Origin of the sequence: Rhodococcus sp. 66b (assembly GCF_002076325.1) — a bacterium.
GTDB classification, from domain to species: domain Bacteria; phylum Actinomycetota; class Actinomycetes; order Mycobacteriales; family Mycobacteriaceae; genus Rhodococcus_F; species Rhodococcus_F erythropolis.
The window spans coordinates 228,430-253,119 of the sequence record NZ_MUZB01000007.1; the positions used below are offsets into that span (position 1 = coordinate 228,430).

22 protein-coding genes are annotated in these 24,690 nt (G+C 63.8%); 9 read left to right on the plus strand and 13 right to left on the minus strand.

Translation table 11 applies throughout. The annotated features are described in order from the left end of the window. Position 1: 1 nt before the first annotated feature. A complete protein-coding gene (locus B0E55_RS15365) occupies positions 2-2,338 on the plus strand; it encodes a glycerol-3-phosphate 1-O-acyltransferase (RefSeq protein WP_080909984.1) in 2,337 nt (778 codons plus the stop codon). Further along, positions 2,335-3,768, plus strand: a complete 1,434-nt coding sequence (locus B0E55_RS15370) for an HAD-IB family hydrolase (protein WP_019744387.1) — start codon at positions 2,335-2,337, stop codon at positions 3,766-3,768. The genes B0E55_RS15365 and B0E55_RS15370 overlap by 4 nt, the downstream gene beginning before the upstream one ends. On the opposite strand, the gene B0E55_RS15375 is transcribed toward B0E55_RS15370, so the two are convergent. The 3 genes from B0E55_RS15375 to B0E55_RS15385 are packed head-to-tail and all read right to left on the minus strand — an operon-like array spanning position 3,748 to position 6,723. Next, positions 3,748-4,632 carry a sugar phosphate isomerase/epimerase family protein gene (locus B0E55_RS15375; protein WP_020968928.1) on the minus strand — a complete coding sequence of 295 codons (885 nt, stop codon included), beginning with the start codon at positions 4,630-4,632 and terminating at the stop codon, positions 3,748-3,750. The two genes, B0E55_RS15370 and B0E55_RS15375, sit on opposite strands and share 21 nt — an antisense overlap. 7 nt (positions 4,633-4,639) lie before the next feature. Next, on the minus strand, positions 4,640-5,773 hold the full coding sequence (locus B0E55_RS15380; RefSeq protein ID WP_080909985.1) for a hypothetical protein: 1,134 nt from the start codon (positions 5,771-5,773) through the stop codon (positions 4,640-4,642). Next, positions 5,773-6,723, minus strand: a complete 951-nt coding sequence (locus tag B0E55_RS15385; RefSeq protein WP_080909986.1) for a Ppx/GppA phosphatase family protein — start codon at positions 6,721-6,723, stop codon at positions 5,773-5,775. Before B0E55_RS15385 ends, B0E55_RS15380 begins: the two co-directional genes overlap by 1 nt. Before the next feature lie 66 nt (positions 6,724-6,789). Here B0E55_RS15385 and B0E55_RS15390 point away from each other — a divergent pair, with 66 nt between their 5' ends. Next, on the plus strand, positions 6,790-7,575 hold the full coding sequence (locus B0E55_RS15390; RefSeq protein ID WP_003941928.1) for a hypothetical protein: 786 nt from the start codon (positions 6,790-6,792) through the stop codon (positions 7,573-7,575). A 71-nt stretch (positions 7,576-7,646) separates the two neighbouring features. On the opposite strand, the gene B0E55_RS15395 is transcribed toward B0E55_RS15390, so the two are convergent. The 8 genes from B0E55_RS15395 to B0E55_RS15430 form a co-directional block, all read right to left on the minus strand. Next, complete coding sequence (locus B0E55_RS15395; protein WP_003942020.1) at positions 7,647-8,336, minus strand: response regulator transcription factor; 690 nt, start codon at positions 8,334-8,336, stop codon at positions 7,647-7,649. Beyond that, a complete protein-coding gene (locus B0E55_RS15400; protein ID WP_019744391.1) occupies positions 8,333-9,568 on the minus strand; it encodes a sensor histidine kinase in 1,236 nt (411 codons plus the stop codon). The genes B0E55_RS15395 and B0E55_RS15400 overlap by 4 nt, the downstream gene beginning before the upstream one ends. A 162-nt stretch (positions 9,569-9,730) precedes the next feature. Then, a complete protein-coding gene (locus B0E55_RS15405) occupies positions 9,731-10,486 on the minus strand; it encodes a phosphoglyceromutase (protein WP_003941992.1) in 756 nt (251 codons plus the stop codon). Between the two features lie 46 nt (positions 10,487-10,532). Then, positions 10,533-12,134: an AMP-binding protein gene (locus B0E55_RS15410; protein WP_019744393.1), complete on the minus strand. Its 1,602-nt coding sequence runs from the start codon at positions 12,132-12,134 to the stop codon at positions 10,533-10,535. A 139-nt stretch (positions 12,135-12,273) separates the two neighbouring features. Next, the gene (locus B0E55_RS15415) at positions 12,274-12,771 is read right to left on the minus strand and encodes a YbjN domain-containing protein (RefSeq protein WP_003941943.1); all 498 of its coding nucleotides are present in this window, start codon (positions 12,769-12,771) and stop codon (positions 12,274-12,276) included. Further along, a complete protein-coding gene (gene mshA, locus B0E55_RS15420; RefSeq protein ID WP_080909987.1) occupies positions 12,768-14,096 on the minus strand; it encodes a D-inositol-3-phosphate glycosyltransferase in 1,329 nt (442 codons plus the stop codon). Before mshA ends, B0E55_RS15415 begins: the two co-directional genes overlap by 4 nt. 42 nt (positions 14,097-14,138) lie before the next feature. Further along, the gene (locus B0E55_RS15425) at positions 14,139-14,966 is read right to left on the minus strand and encodes an alpha/beta fold hydrolase (protein WP_080909988.1); all 828 of its coding nucleotides are present in this window, start codon (positions 14,964-14,966) and stop codon (positions 14,139-14,141) included. Then, on the minus strand, positions 14,912-16,138 hold the full coding sequence (locus B0E55_RS15430) for an MFS transporter (protein WP_019744396.1): 1,227 nt from the start codon (positions 16,136-16,138) through the stop codon (positions 14,912-14,914). The genes B0E55_RS15425 and B0E55_RS15430 overlap by 55 nt, the downstream gene beginning before the upstream one ends. Before the next feature lie 111 nt (positions 16,139-16,249). Between B0E55_RS15430 and B0E55_RS15435 the strand changes: the two genes are divergently transcribed. From B0E55_RS15435 to B0E55_RS15445, 3 genes are all read left to right on the plus strand, one after another. Further along, positions 16,250-17,023: a PIG-L family deacetylase gene (locus B0E55_RS15435; protein WP_019744397.1), complete on the plus strand. Its 774-nt coding sequence runs from the start codon at positions 16,250-16,252 to the stop codon at positions 17,021-17,023. Between the two features lie 65 nt (positions 17,024-17,088). Continuing rightward, on the plus strand, positions 17,089-17,481 hold the full coding sequence (locus B0E55_RS15440) for a PaaI family thioesterase (RefSeq protein ID WP_003942017.1): 393 nt from the start codon (positions 17,089-17,091) through the stop codon (positions 17,479-17,481). Continuing rightward, positions 17,478-18,482: a tocopherol cyclase family protein gene (locus tag B0E55_RS15445; RefSeq protein WP_019744398.1), complete on the plus strand. Its 1,005-nt coding sequence runs from the start codon at positions 17,478-17,480 to the stop codon at positions 18,480-18,482. The genes B0E55_RS15440 and B0E55_RS15445 overlap by 4 nt, the downstream gene beginning before the upstream one ends. Here B0E55_RS15445 and B0E55_RS15450 read toward each other — a convergent pair. Beyond that, entirely contained in the window at positions 18,448-19,317 is an 870-nt protein-coding gene (locus B0E55_RS15450) for a LysR family transcriptional regulator (protein ID WP_080909989.1), read from the minus strand. The two genes, B0E55_RS15445 and B0E55_RS15450, sit on opposite strands and share 35 nt — an antisense overlap. A gap of 70 nt (positions 19,318-19,387) precedes the next feature. Between B0E55_RS15450 and B0E55_RS15455 the strand changes: the two genes are divergently transcribed. Next, on the plus strand, positions 19,388-19,747 hold the full coding sequence (locus B0E55_RS15455; protein WP_019744400.1) for a YybH family protein: 360 nt from the start codon (positions 19,388-19,390) through the stop codon (positions 19,745-19,747). A 15-nt stretch (positions 19,748-19,762) separates the two neighbouring features. Here B0E55_RS15455 and B0E55_RS15460 read toward each other — a convergent pair whose 3' ends face one another. Continuing rightward, on the minus strand, positions 19,763-21,034 hold the full coding sequence (locus B0E55_RS15460) for an ROK family transcriptional regulator (protein ID WP_020906761.1): 1,272 nt from the start codon (positions 21,032-21,034) through the stop codon (positions 19,763-19,765). A 342-nt stretch (positions 21,035-21,376) separates the two neighbouring features. Between B0E55_RS15460 and B0E55_RS15465 the strand changes: the two genes are divergently transcribed. Both B0E55_RS15465 and B0E55_RS15470 read left to right on the plus strand, forming a co-directional pair. After that, positions 21,377-22,372: a TauD/TfdA dioxygenase family protein gene (locus B0E55_RS15465; protein WP_020968920.1), complete on the plus strand. Its 996-nt coding sequence runs from the start codon at positions 21,377-21,379 to the stop codon at positions 22,370-22,372. Next, positions 22,369-24,690, plus strand: a complete 2,322-nt coding sequence (locus B0E55_RS15470; protein ID WP_080909990.1) for an arylsulfatase — start codon at positions 22,369-22,371, stop codon at positions 24,688-24,690. The genes B0E55_RS15465 and B0E55_RS15470 overlap by 4 nt, the downstream gene beginning before the upstream one ends.

The following is a 24,690-nucleotide window of genomic DNA, read 5'->3' on the forward strand; positions in this document are numbered from 1 at the left end:
CATGAGCGAGAACACGACCAACCCGCGCGTGTACCTCACCGAAACCATGACAGAGGCCGAAGCCGGCGTGCTGCGAAAGTGGCTTGCCGACAAGGCAACCTCATCCGAAACTCGGCCGGTCACCGTGAACATCACCGACAAGACCCTGGCAGAACTGGCGGCACGGACCGACGACCCGATGCTCGCACCGCTTCGCGTGGTATGGATTCCGGACACCCATACCAAACACAATGTCGCGGTGCGACTGCGTGATGCGCTGGCACCACGCGATCCCCTCCACCCCGGACGCGGTGCGCAACGCAGAACCCTGCGCACCGACCCCTCACGGTGCCAGGTCATCGAAGGTGAACCAGCACCACTGAGCGATCTCGAGCGTCGCCTCGAAAAGAGCGGTGGCGGTTCACTACCCGAGTTCATCCGACGGCAGGCCGCCCTCGCACTCGAGCGCGCCGAATTGGGCCTTCTGGGTGGCCAGTACAAGGTGTCGCGGTTCGTCGTCGACGAGATCACCGACACCCGCCGGTTCACCACCGAGGTGATGGCTTTGGCCGACCGGTTGAACATCGCCGTCGCCGAAGTCGACCGCCGCGCCCGTGAAGCTCTCGAAGAAATGGTTGCCACCCAGAGTCGCCAAGCCATCGCGGTGTGGGATCGCCTGGGCCGCTACTTCGCTCGCGCCTACAAGCTGGACGTGGACACGAGCCGCTTCGAGGAACTCCGTGAGCTGAACAAGGAACACTCACTGGTCTTCCTCCCGAGTCACCGTTCGTACCTCGATCCCCTCGTCCTGCGTCCGGCGTTGATCGCGAACGGCTTGCCGCTCAATCACGTCATGGGCGGCCTCAACATCAGCTTCTGGCCCATGGGCTCGATCCTCAAGCGCAGCGGCACCGTTTTCATTCGTCGAAGCATCGGCAACGACGAGGTCTACAAGTGGTCGATGCACGAGTACATGCGCTACCTGCTCACCAAACGCTTCAATCTGGAGTGGTACATCGAAGGTGGACGCGGGCGTACCGGCAAACTACGCCCACCGCGCTTCGGTCTCCTGACCTACCTGACCAAGGCCTTTCAGGTCAGCGGCGCATCCGACGTGTACCTCGTCCCCGTCGCGCTGAGCTACGACCAGCTCTACGAGGTCGGGGCAATGGCTGCCGAGGCACTCGGCGCCGAGAAGACACCGGAAGGCCTGCGCTGGATGGTGGGTTACGTACGCGCACAGGGAAAACGCAACGGCGTCGCGCACGTGACCATCGGACGGCCGCTCTCACTCGCGGATGCACTCAGCCAGGAAACCGATCAGCGCCTCGCCATTCAAAAGGCCGGCATCGAGGTGTGTCACCGCATCAACGAGGTCACACCGGTGACCGTGTCTTCACTGGCGATGTTGGCGTTCCTCGGAATCGAAGACCGGGCGTTGACAGTTCGTGAACTCACCGCGATTCTCACGCCGCTGTTCGGATACATCACCGCGCGAAATCTTCCGATCGCCGGCGACGTCGAACTGTCCGATCCGCGTGTCATCGAGAAGGCGCTGCAGACACACGTCGATTCCGGTGTGCTCGAGCGCTTCGATCGCGGCGGCGAGCAGGTCTTCTACCTCGGCAAGGACCAGCACCTTGTTGCTGCCTTCTACCGCAACAACACAATTCACTTTCTCGTCGTGCGTGCCATCACCGAACTCGTGCTCCAGGCAGCCGTCGAAGAGCGGTTCGAGGATCCCGTCGGAGACGGTTGGGCCGAGGCCAAGCGCATCCGCGACCTGATGAAGTTCGAGTTCTTCTTCAGCGACCGGGACACGTTCGAGCAGGAGATGCGAACCGAGCTGACCCTGATCGATCCCGAGTGGGAAACCGTCATGGCCGCCGACAAACGAACCGAGCACATGATCGAGACGGTGCGGCCGTACCTCGCGCACCGAGTGCTGCAACCGTTCCTCGAGGCGTACCAGGTTGTCGCCGATCAGCTTGTGCTCGCGCCGATTTCGACGTCGTTCGACGAAAAGTCCTTCATCAGCAACTGCATCGACGTCGCACATCAGCGTCGCCTGCGGCAGCAGATCGCCAGCAACGAATCGGTCTCCGGTGAGTTGTTCGCCACTGCACTGAATTTGGCGCGCAACCGTAACTTGATCGAAGTCGACGACGACGGAGTCCGGGCCAGGCGCCTGGCGTTTGCCGCGGAGATCAAGGTCCAGGTCGAACGTCTGCGCCATATCCGAGCACTCGCGCATGCACGGCTCGATCAGGTGGCAATGCCCGTGCCCGACGCCGCAGCAATAGTGACCATTCCAGAAGCAAACCGAGCGCCCGCCGAGAACGAGGAAGTAGGACTGTGACCGGACTCGAGCGTCTGCACTCCGCCATCGAAGCCGCGCCTCCCGGGCCCGGAACGATCGCCGCCTTCGACCTCGACGGCACGTTGATCAGCGGGTACTCGGCCAGCGTTGTGTACCGAGACCGCCTGCGACGCTTGGATATCAGCGTCGGCGAATTGTTGCGCACCACCGGCGCCGCGATCGACACCCAGTTCCGTGGCGCTGATGTCGGAGCGCTGATGGACATCGGCGTTCGCGCCCTGGGCGGCCGTACCGTCGAGGAACTCAACGACTGGGGCCGACGGTTGTTCAAGCAGGAGATCGCCGCGATGATCTACCCGGAAGCCCGTGGGCTACTGGCGGCGCACCGGCGAGCCGGCCACACGATCGTGATGGCCACGTCGGCGACTCCGTTCCAGGCCAAGTACGTCGCCGAAGATCTCGACATCGAAGACGTGCTGTGCACCGAACCCGAAGTCGTCGACGGCATGCTCACCGGCGAACTGTCCTCGCCCGCTCTGTGGGGGCCGGCCAAGGCCAATGCGCTTGCGGGCTATGCCGAGAAGATGGGCGCCGACTTGAAGAACGCGTTTGCGTACTCCAACGGTGTCGAAGACGTCTTCATGCTCGAGGCCGTCGGGCGACCTGTCGCGTTGAATCCCGATCGTGGTCTGGCCAGGATCGCGTTGCGCAATCACTGGCCTTCGGTCAGCCTGCGTAAACCGCAACGCGGCGCAACACCGATCTCGACGATCCGAACGGCAACCGCCATGGGTGCGCTTGCTGCCACCGCCGCCCTCGGCGCGTCGGCGGGCATCGTCACCGGCAACCGTCAACTGGGTGCGAACCTGGTCGGCACCTACGGCCCCGACATCTCGCTCTCACTGCTCGGCATCGACGTCGAGATCGACGGCGAGCACAACGTGTGGGACCACCGCCCGGCGGTGTTCATGTTCAACCATCAGAGTTCCCTGGACATGTTGGTCCTGGGAACTGTGATCAAGCGTGACGTGACCGGCGTCGCGAAGAAGGAAGCGGCAAGCGATCCACGGTTCATGCCCGTCGGTGCACTGCTCGACGTCGCCTACATCGACCGCACCGACACCACAAAAGCGAAGGCTGCGCTGCAACCGGCAGTCGACAAGCTCAAGAATGGTGTCTCGATAGTCATAGCTCCGGAGGGCACCCGTTCTCCGACGCCACGCCTGGGCCCTTTCAAGAAGGGCGGATTTCACTTGGCGATCCAAGCCGGTGTGCCGATCGTGCCCGTGGTGATTCACAATGCGGGTGAACGGATGTGGCGCAATTCGCTTGTCGCCCATCCAGGCCCGGTCTACGTCTCGGTGCTCGATCCCATCTCGACCGAAGGCTGGGAGACCAAAGACCTCGACGCACACGTCGAGAAGGTACGCGCGCAGTTCGAAGCTGCGCTACTTGCCGGCCACCGCTGAGCGTGCCAGGTGCTCGCGTGCAAACGCGAGCGCCTGCGCCAGCATCGACGACCGCTCCCGCCGGGTGCGCGCGTTCTGCGTGTTGATCTCGATGACAGCCTGGCCGCTGAATTCGCTCGCAGCCAATTGCTGACACAACTCCGCGCACGGCTGTGAGCCATGCCCCGGAATCAGGTGCTCGTCCATCGACGCCCCGCGACCGTCGGCCAGGTGCAGGTGCTCGAGCCCCTTGCCCATACGGGAGGCCAACTCCAAGGCATCCATGCCCGCCGTCGCGGTGTGCGACAGGTCGAGTGTGTAGTGAGCGTGATCGGAATCGGTCGGGTCGTACGACGGACTGAACGCGGACAACGCTGCCCCCGGACCACCACGTTTACGCAGCCGCTCCGCGGATTTGTCCTTGCCACCGAAGAAGCTGTCGGCGCGCATGGGGAACATGTTCTCCACCGCCACCACGACGCTGCTCTTCGATTCGAGATCGACAACCTGTTCCGCGAAGCCTTCGGCGTACTTGCGCTGCCACCGGAACGGCGGGTGGACGACCACCGTCGACGCTCCCAAGGTTTCGGCAGTGCGTACCGAACGCTCGAGCTTCTCGACCGGATCGGAACCCCACACGCGCTGCGAAATCAGCAGACACGGCGCATGCACGGCCTGCACCGGAATCGCATACTTGCGAACGAGGGCAGCCACAGCACCGATGTCCTGACTCACGGATTCGGCCCACACCATCAGTTCGACACCGTCGTATCCGAGATCAGCGGCGTAGCGAAATGCTGCTTCCGTGTTCTCCGGATACACCGAGGCCGTCGACAAACCGACGGCTATCGGCCGACGAACCATGCGCTGCGATCCCCCGATCATCGTCCGATCAACCCGAGGTCAACAAGAACGCCAGTGGACCGAGCGTCACGATCATGCCGACGACCACCGCGATCACGAAACTCGTGATGTCGTCCGTCTTGCGCAGAACCCGCACGACGGCCACCAAGCCGACGATCACGATCAGCGCGAGCACCAACGCCACCCACGGCAGCATGTCCCACAGCTTCTCGAAGCCCTTGAACATCGCGCCGCCGACGATCAGTGCAACAACCACCTGACCGGCAAGCACTGCCCATTCACGGATCGAGTTACGCTCGCCTGCCTCTTCCGCTACCGGTTCGGCTTCGACATCGGACTCCGCGGCGGCACTGGACTTTTTTGCACTGTCATCGACAGCCGGCGCCTTGACCAGATCGACAACGGCGGTCGATTCGGCCTCGCCGGCATCCGCGTCTGCGATCTTGTCGATCAGTTCGGTGCTCTCTTCCGGCGCGGCCGGAGCAGGAGCAGTCGGTGCAGGTGCCTTCACGACAGGAGTGGGGACACGCGGCGGCAGGATCGGCGGACGCAACGACGGCGACTGCGTTGCAGCGCGCTCCTGACGCATCAGGTCGCCCGCCAGGGTCTGACCCGACAGCAGTGCTGGTTCCTGCGTTACCTGCGTCGGCGACGAGGAGTTGAGCGGTGCCCGGCTCACCCACTGTCCGGGCGAGGACTTCGAGGTCTGTCCCGGCGAAGGTGTGGAAGTCGGCTTCGGAGCGGTCGCTGGCGGGGTGGTGACCGGCGGTGTGGCAACCGGCTTCGACTCGGCCTTGGGTGCCTGCGGCTCGTCATCGTCATCGTCGTCGTCGAACGAGACGGCGAAGGCTGCGGTGCGGTCGGCGGGAACCTTCGGTGCCGGTTCGGCTGACTTGGCGGTTTCCGCGACAGCCTCGGCCGGCGCAGAAGGTGCAGCGTTTTCTGGCGCAGCTGCTTCAGGCTGGGCTGCTGGTTCGGCCGACTCTGGCTCGGCGGCCGCGCGCGATCCCGACTGGCGAACGATCGGGATCTCACCCGTCAGTTCGGCGACGGAGATGCCACCGGCTACGCCGCGCCGGCGTCGTCCACCTCGGGATTCGACGCTCTGACCGTTCCGCTTGAGCAGTTCCGCTACGGAAATCTGCTGACTGTCCTCGGTCATCAAGCACTCACCACCAATTCACCGCCCATTTCTGTGTCGAGCTTTCGCAGAATCAGACCCTCACGCAGTGCCCAGGGACAAATTTCCAGTTCGTCCACTCCGAGCGCCCGCATGGTTGCCTCTGCGATGAGCGCGCCGGCCACAATCTGCTGTGACCGATCCGAGCTCACTCCTTCCAATTCTGCACGGTCCGCTGCCGTCATCCTGGATATGAAGGCTATGAGTTGCCTGAGTCCGCTGGAAGTCAGGGTCCGTTTTGCCCGGGGGCCTGCGGCAGAAGGGGCCGCGCCGGTGAGCCGAGCCAACGATCGAAAGGTCTTCGAGGTCCCGACCGTGCGGTCCCAGTCGCCGGCGGCGCGCAGTTCCTTGGCTGGTCCGACCAACTCCGCGTCCAGCCAGTCGCGCAATACAGCGACCCGGCGCTTGCCCGGCGGATCGGCCTGTAGCCAGTCGCGCGTCAACCGTCCCGCACCGAGTTGCAGTGAGAAGGCGACGTCCGGATCCTCGTCACCGCCTGCGGTGAGTTCGAGCGAGCCGCCGCCGATGTCCAGGTTCAGGATGCGTCCGGCGCTCCAGCCGTACCAGCGGCGCACGGCAAGAAAGGTCAGGCGGGCTTCGTCGACCCCGGAGAGAACCTCGAGATTGACTCCGGTCTCGGCGCGGACGCGGCCGAGCACAGCTTCGGAATTGTTGGCGTCACGGACGGCGGAAGTGGCAAAAGCCATCATTTCCTCGCACCCGGACGTCTTGGCGATACCGGCGAATTCGGAGACCGTCGACACCAAGCGATCGGCCCCTGACGTGGTGATATCGCCGCGGTCGTCAGTGTTTTCTGCCAGCCTCAACGTGGACTTGGTCGAGCTCATGGGTGTTGGGTGGCCGCCCCGATGGGCGTCCACAACCAATAGATGGACGGTATTGCTTCCGACGTCGAGTACCCCTAGTCGCACATCGCCACGTTACTGGGTCTACCGTCGGCCCTTGTGACAGCAGGTAACCCAGACCGGTCCCACAAGATGACTCCGAGCCCCGAGGTCGATCTCGATTTCCCGCGCGAATGGGTCGAATTTGTCGATCCGGACAACTCCGAGCACCTCATTTCCGCTGATATGACGTGGTTGCTCTCGCATTGGACCTGCGTGTTCGGCACGCCGGCGTGTCAGGGCATCATCGGCGACCGCCCGGACGACGGCTGCTGCTCGCACGGCGCTTTCCTCTCCGATCAGGAGGATCAGGACAAGCTCGATGCGTCAGTGAAAATGCTCACAGCCGAAGACTGGCAGTTCATGGAAAAGGGTCTCGGCAAGAAGGGCTACGTCGAAGAAGACGACCTCGAGGACGAGCCCGCGCTGCGCACCCGCCGCTACAAAGGTGCATGCATCTTCCTCAACCGGCCGGGTTTTGCCGGCGGTGAGGGCTGCGCACTGCATTCCATGGCGCTCAAGAAGGGCATCGAGCCGCTCGAGGTGAAGCCGGACGTGTGCTGGCAGCTACCCATCCGCCGCACCCAGGACTGGGTCGACCGGCCGGACGGCGTTCAGATCCTCAAGACCACGATCACCGAGTACGACCGCCGCGGCTGGGGTGAGGGCGGCGACGACCTCGCCTGGTACTGCTCCGGCTCCCCCGACGCTCATGTCGGGGAGCGGCAGGTCTGGCAGTCCTACGGGCCGGAACTGACAGAGCTTCTCGGAAAGCGTGCGTACGACGAGCTGGCTCGCCTCTGCAGGCGTCGCGCCGGCCTCGGCCTCATAGCAGTCCATCCGGCGACCACGATCGCTCAGAACAAAGCTCAGGGCTGACTCCACGTAGACAAAAAGAATTCAGCCGCTCACACGATCGTGTGGGCGGCTGAATTCGTCTCGAGGTTCGATCACGCTTCGAGCTTGTAGCCCAATCCTCGGACCGTGACCAGGTGTTCGGGCTTGGCCGGATCCGATTCGATCTTCGAACGCAACCGCTTCACGTGTACGTCAAGGGTTTTGGTGTCACCGACGTAGTCGGCGCCCCAGACGCGGTCGATCAACTGTCCACGGGTCAGCACCCGGCCGGAGTTGCGGAGCAGGTACTCGAGGAGGTCGAACTCCTTGAGCGGCAATGTCACCGGGTTACCGGCGACCTGCACGACGTGACGCTCGACGTCCATCCGTACCGGTCCGGCCTCGAGCACCCCGTTGTCGGAGGCGAGATCCGCCTCGTTCTCCACCCCGCGACGCAGCACCGCACGGATGCGGGCGATCAGCTCGCGCGCCGAATACGGTTTGGTCACATAGTCGTCCGCGCCGAGTTCCAGGCCGACGACCTTGTCGATCTCACTGTCACGCGCCGTCACCATGATGACGGGAACGCCGGAGCGCGACCGCAGCGCCTTGCAGACGTCTGTGCCACTCATGCCGGGCAGCATGAGGTCGAGCAGGACGATGTCCGCTCCGGAGCGATCGAATTCCGCCAACGCCGACGGTCCGTCGTTGACGATGGTGGTCTCGAAGCCTTCCTTGCGGAGCAGGAACGCCAGCGGGTCCGCCAAGGACTCCTCGTCCTCCACGATCAGCACACTCGTCATCGTTTGGCCTCCATGCCGTTTTCTCTACTGCCTTGTTCTCGTCTGCCGATCCGCGTGGAACCGGCGGTTCCCGCGTCGTCAGAGTCGATGTCGTCGTCCGACTCCACGTGTGCCGGTATCTGCAACGTGAAGGTAGACCCTGTTCCCGGTTTGCTCCACAGTTCGATGGAGCCGTTGTGATTGGCCGCGACGTGTTTGACGATCGCCAGCCCCAGACCGGTTCCGCCGGTCTGCCGTGACCGCGCCTTGTCCACGCGGAAGAATCTCTCGAACACTCGCTCCTGGTCCGCTTTCGCGATGCCTTCTCCTCGGTCGGTGACTGCGATCGCGACGTTGTCGCCGCGTACCGACCGACTGACGGACACCGGAGAACCCTTGGGCGAGTAAGCAATAGCGTTCTCGATGAGGTTGGACAATGCTGTGACGAGGAGAGTCTGATCCCCGAGTACTTCCAGCCCACTCGGATGGTCGGTGGTGACGGTGATCCCGGCGGCCTCGGCCGACAGATTCGACCTCGACAGTGCCTCGGACACCACGGTGTCGACGTCGACCACGTCGAGATCCGGCAGCTTCTCGGCGCCCTGGAGGCGCGAGAGTGCGATCAACTCGGTGACCATCTTGCCCAGACGAATCGACTCGCCCAGCACCCGTTCGCCGAAGTGCCGCACCGATTCCGGGTCGTCAGCAGATTCGAGCAGTGCCTCCGCGAGCAAACTCATCGCGCCGACCGGCGTCTTGAGTTCGTGGCTGACGTTCGCGACGAAATCGCGTCGCGTCGCCTCCATGCGGACCTGCTCGGAATCGTCATCGGCGAACAGGACCACGAAATTGCGATCGTCCTTGCTGAGCAACCGGGCCGTGCCACGTACCGCGATCTTGTCGCGGCCGCGCTGAGCGGTCTGCGCCGTCAGATCGACCTCGACGGCTTGGCCCGTCCGCAGAACTTCCTGAGCAGCCCGCCAAGCTCGCTCGTCGACCAGACGATTCTTGACGAGGCCGAGTTCCTCGGCGCGAGGGTTGAAGAGCACGACGTCGTGGAAACCGTCGACGACGGCGATACCACTTTCCGAAGCCAACACGATGAGGTCGAGAACCTGAGACATCGTGAGCCCGGTCTGTTCGTCCGAGCGCTGACTCTGGCGCGACGACAGCCTGGGTACCAGCACCCCGCCGACGAGGTAGCCGACCAAGCCGGCGACCACGACCAGCAGCACTGCAATCACGACACTCACGGCGCAATCGTACGTTCGCGCGAAGTGTCGGTTACGGCGGGTTCGGACGTTCCCGCCCGCGTAATCCGCCAGGTGGACGGCGTTGGTTCGTCGTTCATCTGTTGTTGGCCGAGGCCCCCCGAAAACACTGTTCGGGGGGCCTCGACGCACATCATCGGGTTGCTACTTTCCGCCCTGATTCGCCACCGCGGCGGCGCCGGCAGCTGCGGCCTCCGGATCCAGGTAGGTGCCGCCGGGATTGAGCGGCTTCAGGTTCTCGTCGAGGTCGTAGCGCAGCGGGATTCCGGTCGGGATGTTCAGGCCCGCGATGTCCTCGTCCGAGATGCCGTCGAGGTGCTTGACCAATGCACGCAGCGAGTTGCCGTGCGCGGTGACCAGCACGTTCCGGCCGGCGAGCAGCTCCTGGGAGATGGTGTCCTCCCAGTACGGGATCAGACGCTTGACGACGTCGAGCAGGCACTCGGTCAAGGGAACCTCGTCGAGGTTCGCGTACCGGGGATCGGTGTCCTGGCTGTACTCGCTGCCGGCTTCGATGGCGGGCGGCGGGGTGTCGTAGCTACGACGCCAGAGCATGAACTGCTCGTTTCCGTACTCTTCCTTGGTCTGCGCCTTGTTCTTGCCCTGCAGAGCGCCGTAGTGGCGCTCGTTGAGACGCCAGTCGCGCACTACCGGGATCCAGTGGCGATCGGCGGCGTCGAGTGCGAGGTTGGCCGTGCTGATCGCGCGGCGCAGCAGAGACGTGTAGAGAACGTCGGGCAACAGGTTGTGCTCGGCGAGCAGTTCGCCGGCGCGCTTGCCCTCGGCCATGCCCTTGTCTGTCAGGTGTACGTCCACCCAGCCGGTGAACAGATTGAGTGCATTCCATTCGCTCTCGCCGTGGCGGAGCAGGACCAGGGTTCCGATACTCATGGCGTTCATCCTGGCACGAGTACCGGAACCCTTCTTGATCAACCCTGTCCGGAAATCAGCTCGGGGCTACTTCCGCAGTTCGCAGATCCTTACGGAGGATCTTTCCGGCCGCGGATTTCGGCACGGTGCTGATGAACGAAACCTGGCGAACCTTCTTGTGCGGCGAGACTCGCTCGGCGACGAACGAGATCACATCGGCTTCGGTCAACTCGGCGCCGCCCTGGAGCACGACGAATGCCTTCGGGACCTCTTCGCCCTCGGCGTCGAGCACGCCGATCACGGCGGCGTCGGCGATCTGCGGGTGGGTCAGCAGCAAGGCCTCGAGTTCCGCCGGGGGAACCTGGTAGCCCTTGTACTTGATCAGTTCCTTGAGGCGGTCGACGATCTTGACGACGCCGTCGCCGTCGACGGTCGCAATGTCACCGGTGTGCAGGTAACCGTCGTCGTCGAGGGTGTCCTTGGTGGCCTGGTCGTTGCCGAGGTAGCCGAGCATGATGTTCGGGCCCTTGCACCACAGTTCGCCGGGCTCGCTGACGCCGTCCGAGCCGAGAGCCGGGTACGCGACCTCTTCGCCCGTTCCGGGGTCGACGAGCTTGCATTCCATGTTGGCGATGGTCGGACCGCACGTGTCGAGGGCGATGTCGTCACGATCGAAGGGGATCGCGTGCGAGACCGGGCTCATCTCGGACATGCCGTAGCCCTGGCGGACGTGGCAGTTCAACCGGTCGGCGACGGCCTTGCCGAGCGCCGCGTCGAGCGGGGCCGCACCGGAGAAGATGGTGTGCACGCTCGAGAGGTCGTACTGATCGACAAGCGGGTGCTTTGCCAGCGCGACGGCAACGGGCGGTGCGACGAAGATGTACGTCGACTTCTGCTCGGCGACGATCCGCAGGAACTCGACGAGATCGAACTTCGGCATCGTGATGAGGCTCGCGCGGCGGTAGAGCGCAGCGTTGAGCAGGACAGTCATGCCGTAGATGTGGAAGAACGGCAGGACCGCGAGAATCTTGTCGTCGGTCTCGATGCCCATCCGCGGAATGATCTGGCAGACGTTGGCCACGAGGTTCCGATGGGTGAGCATGACCCCCTTGGGTCGGCCGGTGGTGCCAGACGAGTACGGCAGCACCGCGAGCTGGGTAGCCGGATCGAAGGAGACCTCGGGCGCCGCTGCGCCCTCGCCGAGCAGATCTCGCAGCGACAGATGGCCTTCGGCACCGTCGAGCACGAAGACGTTCTCAGCCGGGATACCGACCAGGTCAGCAGCTGCCTTTGCCTGCGGCAGGAGCGGCGAGACGGTGAAGAGGAACTTGGCCTTGGAATCGGTGAGCTGCTTGGCGATGTCCTCGGCGGTGTAGAGCGCGTTGATCGTGGTCGCGACGCCACCGGCACGAAGGATGCCGTGGAAGACGGAACCGAAGGCCGGGACGTTGGGCGAATGCAGCCCGACCACGTCGCCGACGGCGAGTCCGCGCGCTGCGAGAGCGCCTGCAACGCCGTTGATCTGTGCGATCAGCGAAGCGTATGTGGTGACTGCGCCCGAACTGCCCTCGACGAATGCCGTCTTGTCGAGGTCTGCGGGGTCGGTATTTCCGAACAGGAAGTCGTAGACGCTGAGGTTGGGGATTTCAACGTCGGGGAACGGACTCTTGAAGCTCACTGTGCTCCTCGAAAAGTTGCGCGGCGGGGTGGTGTGACCAACTTACTGTGACTCACGGGAACAGTATTATTCCGTGACGACAGTCACAAGTAAAGGCCACTTTACGTGACACATCCGCGATGTGTCTCACCCCGCTCGATCAGCTCTGCGCGGGCTCCTCCTCGATGAGGTGCTTGAACGGTTCGAGATTCGCCAGCGACTCGCCTCGCGACACCCGCCATGCCCACTCACGCTTGATGGACGAGGAGAAGCCGAGTTCGAGGATGACGTTGAAATCGCCGTCGGCGGCTTCGAGAACCTGACCGAGCACTCGGTCGAGTTCATCGCCGGTCACGGCATGCTCCGCGATCTTGCCGACCAGGTAGATGTCCCCGACCTTGTCGAGTGTGTACGCCACCCCGTACAGACGACGGTTGCGCTTGAGCAGGAACTTGTAGACGCCTTCGAAGTTCTCGTCCACCTTGCGGCACACGAAGGCCTCGACCCGCACACCGTGATTGCCGACGGTGAGCAGAGTCGACGTCTTGAGTTTGTGTTCACCGGGAAGTTCGACGATGAAATGCGCGTCGTCTTTTCTGGTGAATTCGAGTTCGCGCTCGGTGAGGGCCTGCTCGATGGTGTCCGAAATGCTGCTCATGTACGCACTCCCCCGGTCCGGCGCAGACGCCACAGACCCCGCGCACGGCGGGGCGAGAAGTCGCTTGGACCGGTTCCGTTGTTGTAGTTGACTGCGGCTTTGCGATAGCTCTCGAGCAAACCGTCCGCGGTGTGTTCCCACGAGAAATTCTCGGCGTGACGCGGTGCCTGCGCGGCGAGTGCGGCCAAGCGCGTCGGCGCTGTCACCAAAGATTCGAGGGCGCCGGCCCAGTCTTCGGTGCGGTGTCCTTGAACCAGCAGGCCTGTCTCCCCGTTGCGTACGGCTACTCCCAGTCCGCCGACGTCGGCGGCGATCACGGGAGTTCCGCAGGCTTGAGCTTCGATGGCGACCAACCCGAAGGACTCCGAATAGCTCGGCACCGCAACCAGATCCGAGGCACGGTACACATCGGCGAGACGCTCCGGTGCCTGCGGCGGCAAGAACGTCACCTGCGCGGTGATGCCGAGTGATCGTGCAAGTTCGATCAGCACGTCCGGCCGCGCGAGACCAGTTCCGGACGGTCCACCGACGACGAGGATGCGCAACGGCAACCCGGGGCTGCGGCTGATCACTTCGGCGGCAGCACGCAGCAGAACGTCCGGCGCTTTGAGCGGTTGGATGCGGCCGACGAAAGTCACGACGATCTCGCCCGGGTCCAACCCCAACGACGCGCGGGCGGAATCGCGATCGCCCGGTCGGTAGCGGGTGAGATCGGCGCCGGGAGCCACGACGTCGATACGCGTGGGATCTGCGCCGTACAACTCGTGCAGCGCCTTGGCTTCGTCGGTGGTGTTGGCGACCAGGCGATCGGACTCGGCGACTACTTGCTGCTCGCCGATCTGACGTGCTGCCGGCTCCGGGGTGTCTCCCTCGGCAAGCGAAAGATTCTTCACCGCCGCGAGGGTGTGGGCAGTGTGTACGAGGGGGACGCCCCAACGGTCGCGAGCCAGCCAGCCGACCTGCCCGGACAACCAGTAGTGCGAGTGGATCAGGCTGTAGTACCCGGGCTCGTGTCGCGCTTCCTCCCGTAGAACGCCCGCGACGAAGGCACACAGTTGAGTCGGCAGATCCGCCTTGTCCAGCCCTTCGAAGGGACCAGCTGCGATGTTCCGAACCCGCACTCCGGGAGCGGCGTCCACCACGGGCGCGTCGGCCGAGGACGTCGCGCGGGTGAATATCTCCACCTCGACGCCACGTTTGGCGAGCTGAATCGCGGATTGCAGAACGTAGACGTTCATCCCACCCGCGTCACCGGTGCCGGGTTGCGCCAATGGCGAGGTGTGGACCGAGAGAACGGCCACCCGGCGAGGGCGCGAAATGTGCATGGGCGTCACGACTCCATACTGCCCCCTCACCGGGCGCGAACTCTAACCGAGGCTCGAGATGAAGGTTCGCACTTCGGACACGAATCGTGTCGGATCCTCCACGAACGGGCCGTGATTGCAGCCTTCCCAGTACGACGCCTGGGACTTGGGAATCAGTTCCTCGGCGTGCTTACCTGCACTCACGTCGACGACGGAGTCCTCGGTTCCGTGCAGAACGAGAACGGGGATATCCAGGTTGCGCAGCAAGTCGTCGTGAGCGACAGCACGGTTGAACAATGCTGCTCGTACCCGCGGACGGGTCGAGAGGCTGTACCCGAACAAGGCCTGCGACGCTGCACCCTTGCCCTCGGGTGGGCCGGTGAGAGCGTTGCCGAAAGCGCCGAGTGCCCTGATCGCCTCGCGGGGATCTTCGGACATCGCGCCGGGAACCGCGCTACGCATCGCCGAGCCGACCTTGCCGCCCTTCTCACCGCGGCCGATGCTGGTGATCGCACCGACCAGAACCGCACCCGCCACCGCACCGGTTCCGTGCGCTGCCAGATAATCGCAGATCACCAGACCGCCGTACGACCAGCCGAGCAGTATCGCGTTCTCGGCGACGCCTTCTGCCGCGAGAACGGCCGCGACGTCGCCGGCCCAGTTCGCAGAGTCGTCGTATCCGGTTTCGGGAGCATCGGAGTAACCGTGGCCGCGCAGATCGACAGCGATCAGGCGGTAGTCCGCAGCCAGGTCCGCGAGGACCTGCTCGCCCCAGCACTGCGACGACTGAGCCCAGCCGTGCAGCAGCACCAGCGGGGTCCCCGCCGAATTTCCGGTTACTCGATAGACGATGGACGTGCCGTCGACGCTGACGGCTTCACGAATAGACATGCCGTCACGATAGAGGCTGCGACTGCAGCGCCGACCGCGAGCATGTACGCCGACGAGACGTCGTAGCGGTCGATCAGTTGCCCGGCCAGCGCAGACCCGAGCGCCACGCCGACGCCGAGGCCGGTGACCGTCAGGGTCATTCCCTCCGTGAGCTTTTCCGGGGGGACGATCTGTTCGACCAGGGCTGTCGCGATGATGAGCGTCGGTGCGACGGTCGCGCCCGCCAGCACGTACGCACCCGCGAGTGCGGCCACGTTTCCGACCAGGAGAAGTGGGACGCTGAGAACGGCGACCGCGGAGGACGCGATCATCAACTGCCCGCGCAGTGATCGCGCCGGGTGCATCGACCCGAAGATCAGTCCCGCGATTCCCGAACCGCCGGCGAAAAGCGCGAGGACCAGCGTCGCCGATCCCGGCGAATTCTGTTCCTGGGTGAACGCGATGGCGCCGACGTCGATGACGCCGAAGATCGTTCCGAGCATCACCATGATCACGATGACGATCCACATCACGTGATTACCGAGAACCGACCGTCCGCGGCCGGGTCGGCGCGGATGCACCTTCGGTTCGGTTCCGCGCTGTATGACCAGCAGCAGGGTTCCGGTGACCAGCAGAATCAGTCCCGCCAGGGGTCCCGCCTCGGGAAAGAGCCCGATGCTCAGGCCGACCGAAATGACGGGGCCCGCCACGAAACAGAGTTCGTCCACCACGGATTCGAAGGCGAAGGCGGTGCGCAGCTGAGGTTTTCCGACATAGATCGCCACCCACCTGGCGCGGATCATCGCGCCGATCGTCGGGGTGGCGCCGCCGGGGACGACCAGAACGAAAAGCAGCCAATCGGGAGCTTCCATCCGCACTGCGAGCAAGAGCGCCCCGATCGCCGTGACGCTCACGGCTGCGGCAATCGGCAGGACCGCACGCTGGCCGAAGCGGTCGACCGCACGTGAGACCGCGGGCGCGATGATCGCCGACGAGAGCGCAAAAACCGCGGCGAGCGCGCCGGCGAGCGCGTAGTCACCACGAAGTTGCGAGATCATCGTCACGATTCCGATGCCGATCATGGCGATCGGCAGCCTTGCGACAAATCCGGCGGCTGAGAAGGCGACCGATCCGGGGGCGGCAAAGATCTCGCGGTAGGCGCTCAGCAGGCCTTTGTTGGTGGATTCGCTCATGTCAGCTTCTCGTGCACTGAACAAGGTTCACAGAGCCGAGGCCGACTCGACAAATCGTTTTCACTGTGCGCTCGGGTTGACCTGTCGGTAACTTGCCTTACGATTGCGCGAATGAGTGTCCTGGTGTGTTTCCACGCCCATCCCGATGACGAAGTTTTCACTACGGGTGGCGTGATGAGAATGGCCGCCGACGCAGGTCACCGCGTCGTAGTCGTCACCGCTACCGACGGTGCTCTCGGTGAATTCCCCGACGGCCTGTTGGACGAATACGAGACGTTGGCTCAGCGCCGCAGCCGTGAACTCGAGGCGTCCACCGACGCGTTGGGCGCCAATCGCGTCGTGTCCCTGCATTACCCGGATTCCGGGATGGTGGGTACGCCCGAGAACGAGAATCCGGAAGCGTTCTGCAACGTCGACGTCGAGAAGGCCGCCGAGCGTCTGGCCGAGGTTCTTCGTGAAGAGAACGCCGATGTCCTGACCATCTACGACCCCAACGGCGGATACGGGCACCCGGATCACATCCAGGTCCACCATGTCGGCGTCCGGGCCGCAGAACTCGCAGGCACGCCGTTCGTCTACGAGGCGTCCACCAACCGCGATCACATGAAGATGCTGATGCAGGCAAACCCCGAGTGGACCGAAGAGGCGCAGCCGCCGGACATCGAATCGTTCGGGCTTCCGGCAGACCAACTCACCACCGCCGTCGATGTCAGTTCGGTGATCTCGTCCAAGCGCGCGGCCATGTACGCACACGCGACCCAGGTCGGCGATTTCGGCCCGTTCCTCGAAATGCCGACGGAGCAGCTCGCCGCGGCATTCGGCACCGAGTGGTTCCGTCGCCGCAACGCGCCGGAAGGTCTGTCCGAAACCGCCCTTCCCCTCTGAAGTCACCGCCCTCGATAAACCGAAGTCCCGACGGAGGTTTCGGCGGCTCGTTACCATCGGTAGGCATGGACCTCGAACAACTTGTCGCGAGCATGCCTTTTGCAGTTCACACCGGAATTCAGTTGGACAGCGCGGCACCCGAACAGGTTGTCGGCCATCTGGATTGGGACAGCCACCGCACCACCGCCGGCAACGGAATGCACGGCGGCGCCTTGATGACGCTGGCAGACAGCGTCGGCGCCGTCTGTGCATTCCTCAATCTTCCGCCCGGTGCAAGCACTTCCACCACCAGTTCGTCGACCGTGTTCACTCGCGGGGTGCGCAAGGGCACGGTCACCGCAACCGCCCGGCCACTGCATGCGGGGCGCAGCACCGTCGCGGTCGTGACCGAGATTCGCGACGACGAAGGCCGCCTCGTCGCTCAGGTCACCGCATCACAGGCAGTATTGGGACCGTGAAGCGTCCCGCGTACCGCGCCTCGGGTGCCACCCTGCCGTACGGCAATCTGCTTGCCTCCCATGACGTTGCGATGGAGGGTTACTTCTGGCGATTCACGATGCCAGGCAGCGGACGGGTGGTGATCGCGCTCGCCGGAATCAACAAGTCCGACGGCGGCAACTGGTCGACGCTCGGTCTCGCGGCACATCCAGGCGGATTCCTCCGTACCGCCGAACATCCGAGCGGATCGGCCGATCCACGTATCCTGGGGGCCTACGCCGACAACGCTTTCCGCGGCAATGCCGATCGACTGCAGGTCGATTTCGGCGACAGCCATCTCGACGTGCGGATCAGCAATCAGCGATTCTGGCCGCATCGCCGCTTCGGGGGATCGAGCTACTTCCAATCAGTTCCCGCACTCAATCAATACTGGCATCCGTGGCTGCTCGGCGGCCGGGTCGAGGGAAGCGCCGTCATCGACGGGCAGAACTGGGATCTCACCGGGGCACAGGTGTACGGCGAGAAGAACTGGGGAAAGGGAGGATTCCCGGAATCCTGGTGGTGGGGACAGGCACAGGGGTTCACCGATCCTCGAGCCTGCGTGGCGTTTGCCGGCGGCCAGGTCAGCGCCGGACCTCTGCGCACCGAAGTCACCGCCGTCGTTGCCGCGCTACCGGACGGAACGGTATTGCGGCTGGGTAATCCGCTGACGTCACAGGTGGAGACGACGGTGTCCGACGATCGCTGGACTCTTCGCGGCTACAGCCGGAAGTGGAGCGTCGACATCGACGGGACCGCGCCCATCGCCGACGCACATATTCTTCCTGTTCCGATACCTGCCGAGCGTCGAAACGTGCCAGGAGCGCTCGAGCATCTCGGTGGAACCATGTCGGTCATCGTCCGCCGGCGCGGCACCATAGTCTGGAAGGACAGGTCACGGTTGGCTGCTCTCGAGCACGGCGGATTGGATCGGGCGCAGGCCGAACTCACTCGGCGGGAACAGCTCTCGCAAGATCGATGAGAGCGGAGGCCGCCGGATTCTTGCCGCCCGACGAACGCCAGACCAATTCCAGCCGAGATCGTGCTTCCGGTTCGAGATCGATCCGATGCAACTCCCCCACTGTCGACTCCGGAAGCACGGCCATTCCCAGCCCCTGCGCTGCCAATGAAACGATGATGCCGAGGTTGCTTGCCTCGAGCGCAACCGTCGGCTTGGTGCCGGCGGCGGCGCACGCGAAGTCCAGACACGTTCTGATGCCGGTTCCCTCCGGCAGACAGATGACCGATTGCGTCGCGAGTTCGGCAAACGGCAGAGACGACACCTCGGCCAGCGGATGATCCGCCGCTACTCCGGCCACCAGTCGTTCGTCGGTGATCACCCTCGATTCGAGCCCTTCCGGCAGCTTGCCCGCCACCCCGATGACGGCAATGTCGAAGGTTCCGTCCAACACTCCGGCAAGCAAACTGCGCGAATCGTCCTCGGCCAGCGAAATGTCCAGTCCGGGGTGTTTGTTGTGCAACCGACTGAGCAGATCTGTGAGGTCGACGGAAGCGCAGGCGGTAACCATCCCGACCGAAACGGAACCCCGAACCAGTCCGTTCAAGGCATCGACAGCGTCGCGGGTGCTCTGAACGGAAGCAAGTGCAGCGTAGGCGTGCGGGAGGACAGCTCGCCCGGCGTCGGTCAGACAAACGGTTCGACCACTACGATCGAGCAATTCCTGCCCCAACTCACGTTCCAGCCGTTTGACCTGCGCACTCACACCCGGTTGGGCTACGTGAAGCCGCTCGGCGGCGCGAGTGAAGTTGGCTTCCTCCACTACCGTGACAAAGTATTCGAGCTGCCGAAGTTCCATAACTGCTGATTCTAGCTGCGAGACAAACTAGATCTTGGACTTATCGCCGGTGCGGTAGAACGATGGAAGCATGACAACAACAGATGACGTTCAGAAGGCCGGAACCCCGGAAGACATCGCGAAGCTTTTTGTGCAGTTCGCCAACGCTGGTGACGCAGACGCCGTCGCCGCACTCTACGAGGAGGATGCGGTGATGGCCTTCCCGCCCGGATCACTCACCGTGGGCCGCCAAGCCATCCGCGAGGTGATCTCTCAGATGCTGGCAGCTGCACCGAGATTCACCGTCGAGGAATCTCTACCGACGGTGATCAGCGGCGACCTCGCCATGACCTCGACCAAACCTTCCGACGGAACCGGCGGGCGCACGCAGGTCGCGCGCCGCCAGTCCGACGGATCATGGTTGCGAGTCTTGGATCGACCGGAACTCTGACTACCCTCTTCGCAGTCAGACGGCCGACGCGCGACGCATGGCCGCAGCGGGATCAGCAAACAGTGAACTCAGTGACACGACCGTGGAAGCGTATTCCTGAACCCGATTACCGAAACCGGTAATTCGAATGTCCTTACGCTCCAACGAGGATGCCGTCGAGAAAGCCTCGGCGACATGGGGCACTCCGGCGGGATAGTCGGTGAATGCCTGACCACCCAGAATCACACGATCCGGGTTGAACAGGTCACGCAGCATTGCCACCGTCCGGCCGAGGACGCGTGCTCGATCAACCAGAAGCTCGTGTGCCGGAATGGAACCCGACGACGCAGCCCGGTAGACGTCCGCGATCGTGACACGCTCACTGCCCTGGATCACGGCGCCCGAAGACAAAGCCTGCGCGACTACAGCGCGGTCACTGATCGTTGCTTCAAGGCAACCCACGGCGCCGCAGGTGCACCGTGCGGACGAACCCGTCGGAAGGTGCGCGATCGAACCGGGTCCGCTGGACGGCGTGTGTACTCGACCTTCGAAAGTGATTGCGATACCGGCAGTTTCACGGGCGTAGAAGTACAGCCCGGTAGTGCCCGGTGTCGGAGCCTCGGCACGGTCGGTGCTGAGCAGTAGTTCCGACGCAGCCATCGCCTCGACGTGGGCTGCGACTGAGACGGGGAGATCCAAGCCGGCTCCGATGATGGATCCGACTTTGGCGCCCTTCCACCCCAGGCGCGGGTGATCGACTACTCCGGTCGCCGAATCGACGCGACCGCCGATGGCCACGCCGACGGCGAGTGGACGACGCTTGTGCCACCGTGAGGCAAACGATTTGGCCGAGCGCGCAATGGTGGCAAGCGCGACAGCAGAATTGGTGGCGGGAGTCGGAATCTCGACGGCGCCGAGCACCTTCCCGCGGATGTCGCTGGCGATGATGCTGGTGACGACGGCACCGATATGAATGCCCACGGTCAAGTACGGCTCGTGGTTGACCTCGAACGGAACCCGCGGACGCCCGATGGCGCCGGAGGCCGTCAAGTCTGCGCGTTCGCGCAGGATCCCGAGGTCCAGCAGGCTCGTGACCTGCCGGTTCACGGTGGCAATACTCAGTCCGGACGCTTTCGCCGCGGTATCGCGAGAGAGCGGTCCGCGGGATCGAGCAATGCGCAACACCGTCGCGGACGGTCCGTCGGCAATGCGCAGTTCGGGCACGACGATCTGGGTACGGGTCCGCGTTCCCGAGAGCGCGGTTCGCGATCGGATGTTCGGAATGGCGGAGATGGTGGGTGTCGACATGGCTGTCCCTTGCAGAAGGAGGAGAAGGCGCATATCTCTGTCGACCGCGAAATCAGCTTTTGCGCTGGTCAAGCGAAGAGAAAGACAGGAAAGGCGCAGAAATTAGCTGCAGAAAGAACGGCGGCGACAACACAGCTCTCGCGCCAAGGGCAGACGCGAACCAAGCGCAGCGGTCACATAGGTGACCCGCAAAGCGGCAGGCTGGTCGGTCGACATGGCTCCAAAAGTAGCAGCTTCACCGAGATTCACAAATCAGGTGCGGTAACGATCACACTGACCACAACCCTGTCGAGGCGGATTCTCGCGTGTTTGGGTGGGTGCACTCCCCACGAAAGGTGCACCATGTCTACAGCTTTCGCCAAGCCGACCCTCACGGACGCGGCATCAACGAACGGGGCGGCTGCCGGCGCCGCTCGCGGCACTGTCACCCCCCTCGGCGCGCATATCGGCGCCCGAATCGACGGAATCACTCTCGGCGAGCACCTCGATCCGGCGACGATCTCACTCATCCGACAGGCGCTTCTCGAACACAAGGTGATCTTCTTCCGCGGACAGAACCACCTCGACAACGATTCGCAGTACGAGTTCGCCCAGCTGTTGGGCACCCCGACCACTGCCCACCCCACGGTGAAGTCGCACGGCGCAAAAGTTCTGCCCATCGATTCGGACCTGGGCAAGGCCAACAGTTGGCACACCGACGTCACCTTCGTCGATCGCATCCCCAAAGCTTCGATCCTGCGCGCGGTGCAGCTGCCCGAATACGGCGGTTCCACGACGTGGGCGTCAGGGGTAGCCGCGTACAACGGACTGCCGGATCCACTCAAGGCGCTCGCGGAGAACCTCTGGGCTCGCCACACGAACGTCTACGATTACGCGGCCACCAGCGCCGAGCGTCTCACCGAAGATCGCACGGCCGCCTACCGCGAGGAGTTCCAGTCCACGTACTTCGAGACGGAGCACCCTGTGGTGCGTGTCCACCCCGAAACCGGAGAACGCACGCTCGTCCTCGGACATTTTGTCAAGAACTTCGTCGGGTTGAGCACCGAACAGTCGAACGGTGTGTTCAAGCTCTTGCAGGATCACGCCATCAAGCTCGAGTACACGACGCGCTGGAACTGGGAAGCGGGTGACGTCGCGATCTGGGACAACCGCGCCACCCAGCATTACGCGATCGCAGACTACGACGACCAGTACCGGCGTCTGGAGCGCATCACACTTGCCGGCGACATCCCGGTCAACATCCATGGGGAACGAAGCCGCAGTATCGCCGGCGACGCTTCCGAGTATTCGGTTATCGAAGGTGCAGTTGCGGCAGAAGGTGCCTCGAACAACTCATGACTCACGCAGATTCCGCCCTTCCGCCGCACGCGCGCGGTTACGAAGGCTTCGAGGGTCGAATCGGCCGCACCGCAGCCGATTCGACCCCGGCGTGGCCCACAGCCACGACCCCGCCTCTCGGATCACCCAACATCGTCGTGGTTCTGGTCGACGACATGGGATACAGCGACATCGGACCGTTCGGCTCCGAGATCGAGACTCCCACCCTCGACCGCCTTGCCTCGCAGGGCATTCGAATGACCAACTATCACACGACGCCCCTCTGCTCGCCGTCGCGCGCCGCGCTTCTCACCGGCCTCAATCCGCACCGCGCCGGGTACGGATTTGTTGCCAACGCCGATCCGGGATACCCCGGACTGCGTCTGGAATTGGCCGACGACGTCCAGACACTCCCCGAAATCCTCCGCGGCGCGGGCTATGCGACCTATGCGGTGGGCAAGTGGCATCTCGTGCGCGACGCAAACCTCGCCCCGGGACGAAGTCGTGACTCCTGGCCGACACAGCGTGGATTCGATCGCTACTACGGCTCACTCGAAGGACTCAACTCCTTCTACTACCCCAATCAACTGATCTCCGACAATTCTGTGGTCGACGTCGACGAGTATCCCGAGGGCTACTACCTCACCGACGATCTGACCGACAAGGCCGTCGGGTACATCAAGGACCTTCGCGCCCACGATCAGGACAAGCCGTTCTTTCTCTACTTCGCACACGTCGCCATGCACGGACCCTTACAGGCCAAGCCCGCCGATCAGGCGAAATACCGCGGTCGCTACGACGAGGGCTGGGATCGAATCCGCGAGTCGCGGTTCGCCTCTCAGCTACTGCAGGGACTCTTTCCGGAGGGGACACGACAGGCACCGCGTAACTCCGAACCCGGATTCGACGTGCCCGAATGGCATTCGCTCACGCCGGAGGTGCAGTCTCGGTTCGCCCGCTACATGGAGGTGTACGCGGCGATGGTCGACTCGATCGATCAGAGCGTCGGACGCATCGTCGACACCCTGGACGAACTGGGCGAACTCGACAACACGATCATCGTCTTCACCTCGGACAACGGCGGCACCGCCGAGGGCGGTTCGGACGGGACTCGAAGCTACTTCGCGCAGTTCGCACATATTCAGGATCCGGACTGGGTGGGCGATGTCCCACACGACGAATCCCTCATCGGCGGACCTGAATTGGGCGTGCACTATCCACGTGGATGGGGGCAGACGTCCAACACCCCCTTCCGGTTCTACAAAGGGCAATCCTTTGCCGGTGGGATCCGTGTTCCCTTCCTCCTGTCCTGGCCCGCGGGATTGAAACCCGAAGCGGGCGACAACGGGATCCGCGACCAGTTCGCGTATGTCACCGACCTGACGCCGACGCTTCTCGAACTGGCCGGAATCGAAACCCCCACCGTGCGAAACGGGCTGCCGGTCAAGGAGTTCGACGGTGTGTCGAGCGCGCCGGTTCTGCGTTCACCCACCGCTCCGAGTACCCACACCGAGCAGTACACCGAGGTGACCGGAATCCGCGGCTACTACAAGGACGGATGGAAACTGCTGGCGCTCGCTCCAGCTGACATCGACAAACCGCACTGGCAATTGTTCGACGTCCGAGCCGACCCGACCGAGCTCGACGACCTCGCATCACGGTTTCCCGACAAGGTTCGCGAACTCGCCGAGGCCTGGGACCACTCGGCGTGGGCGAACACCGTGTTTCCTCTACTGGGCAATACCGTCGGCGCGGTTCGCCGTCCGGAGGAGGAGGCACTCTCACGCCCGGTGCGACTACTTGCGGGAACGCCCCCACTGGAGCGCTACCGCTCATCCAAACTGATCGGGTTCCGTGACTTCGACATCACGATCGAACTCGACGGTTACCGCGAAGGCGACGCCGGCGTCCTTGTCGCCCATGGGGATCCACAAGGTGGATATCTTCTCTACGTCGAGGACGGCAACCTGCATCTCGGATACAACGCCTTCGGTTCCTACTCCGTGGTCGATGCGGGGCCATTGCCGGTCGGCACCAAGCGAATCGACGTGTCCGTGGCTGTGTTACCGCGGTTGCGTTGGGATCTCCACGTCAGCGTCGACGGCATTCACGCGGGCCAACTGCTCGGGCAAGTACAACTGGTCGGGATGGCGCCGTGGACCGGCATCTCGGTCGGGGTCGACGCCAGAGGACCTGTGTCGTGGGAAGTACGACGACGCCACGGACCATTCCGGTACAGCGGCGCGCTGCGCGCCGTCACCTACACCCCTGGCCCGGTCAAGGTACCGCGTCGTCACATTGAATCCATCGAACGGGAAGCAGAGTATGCCGCCGACTAG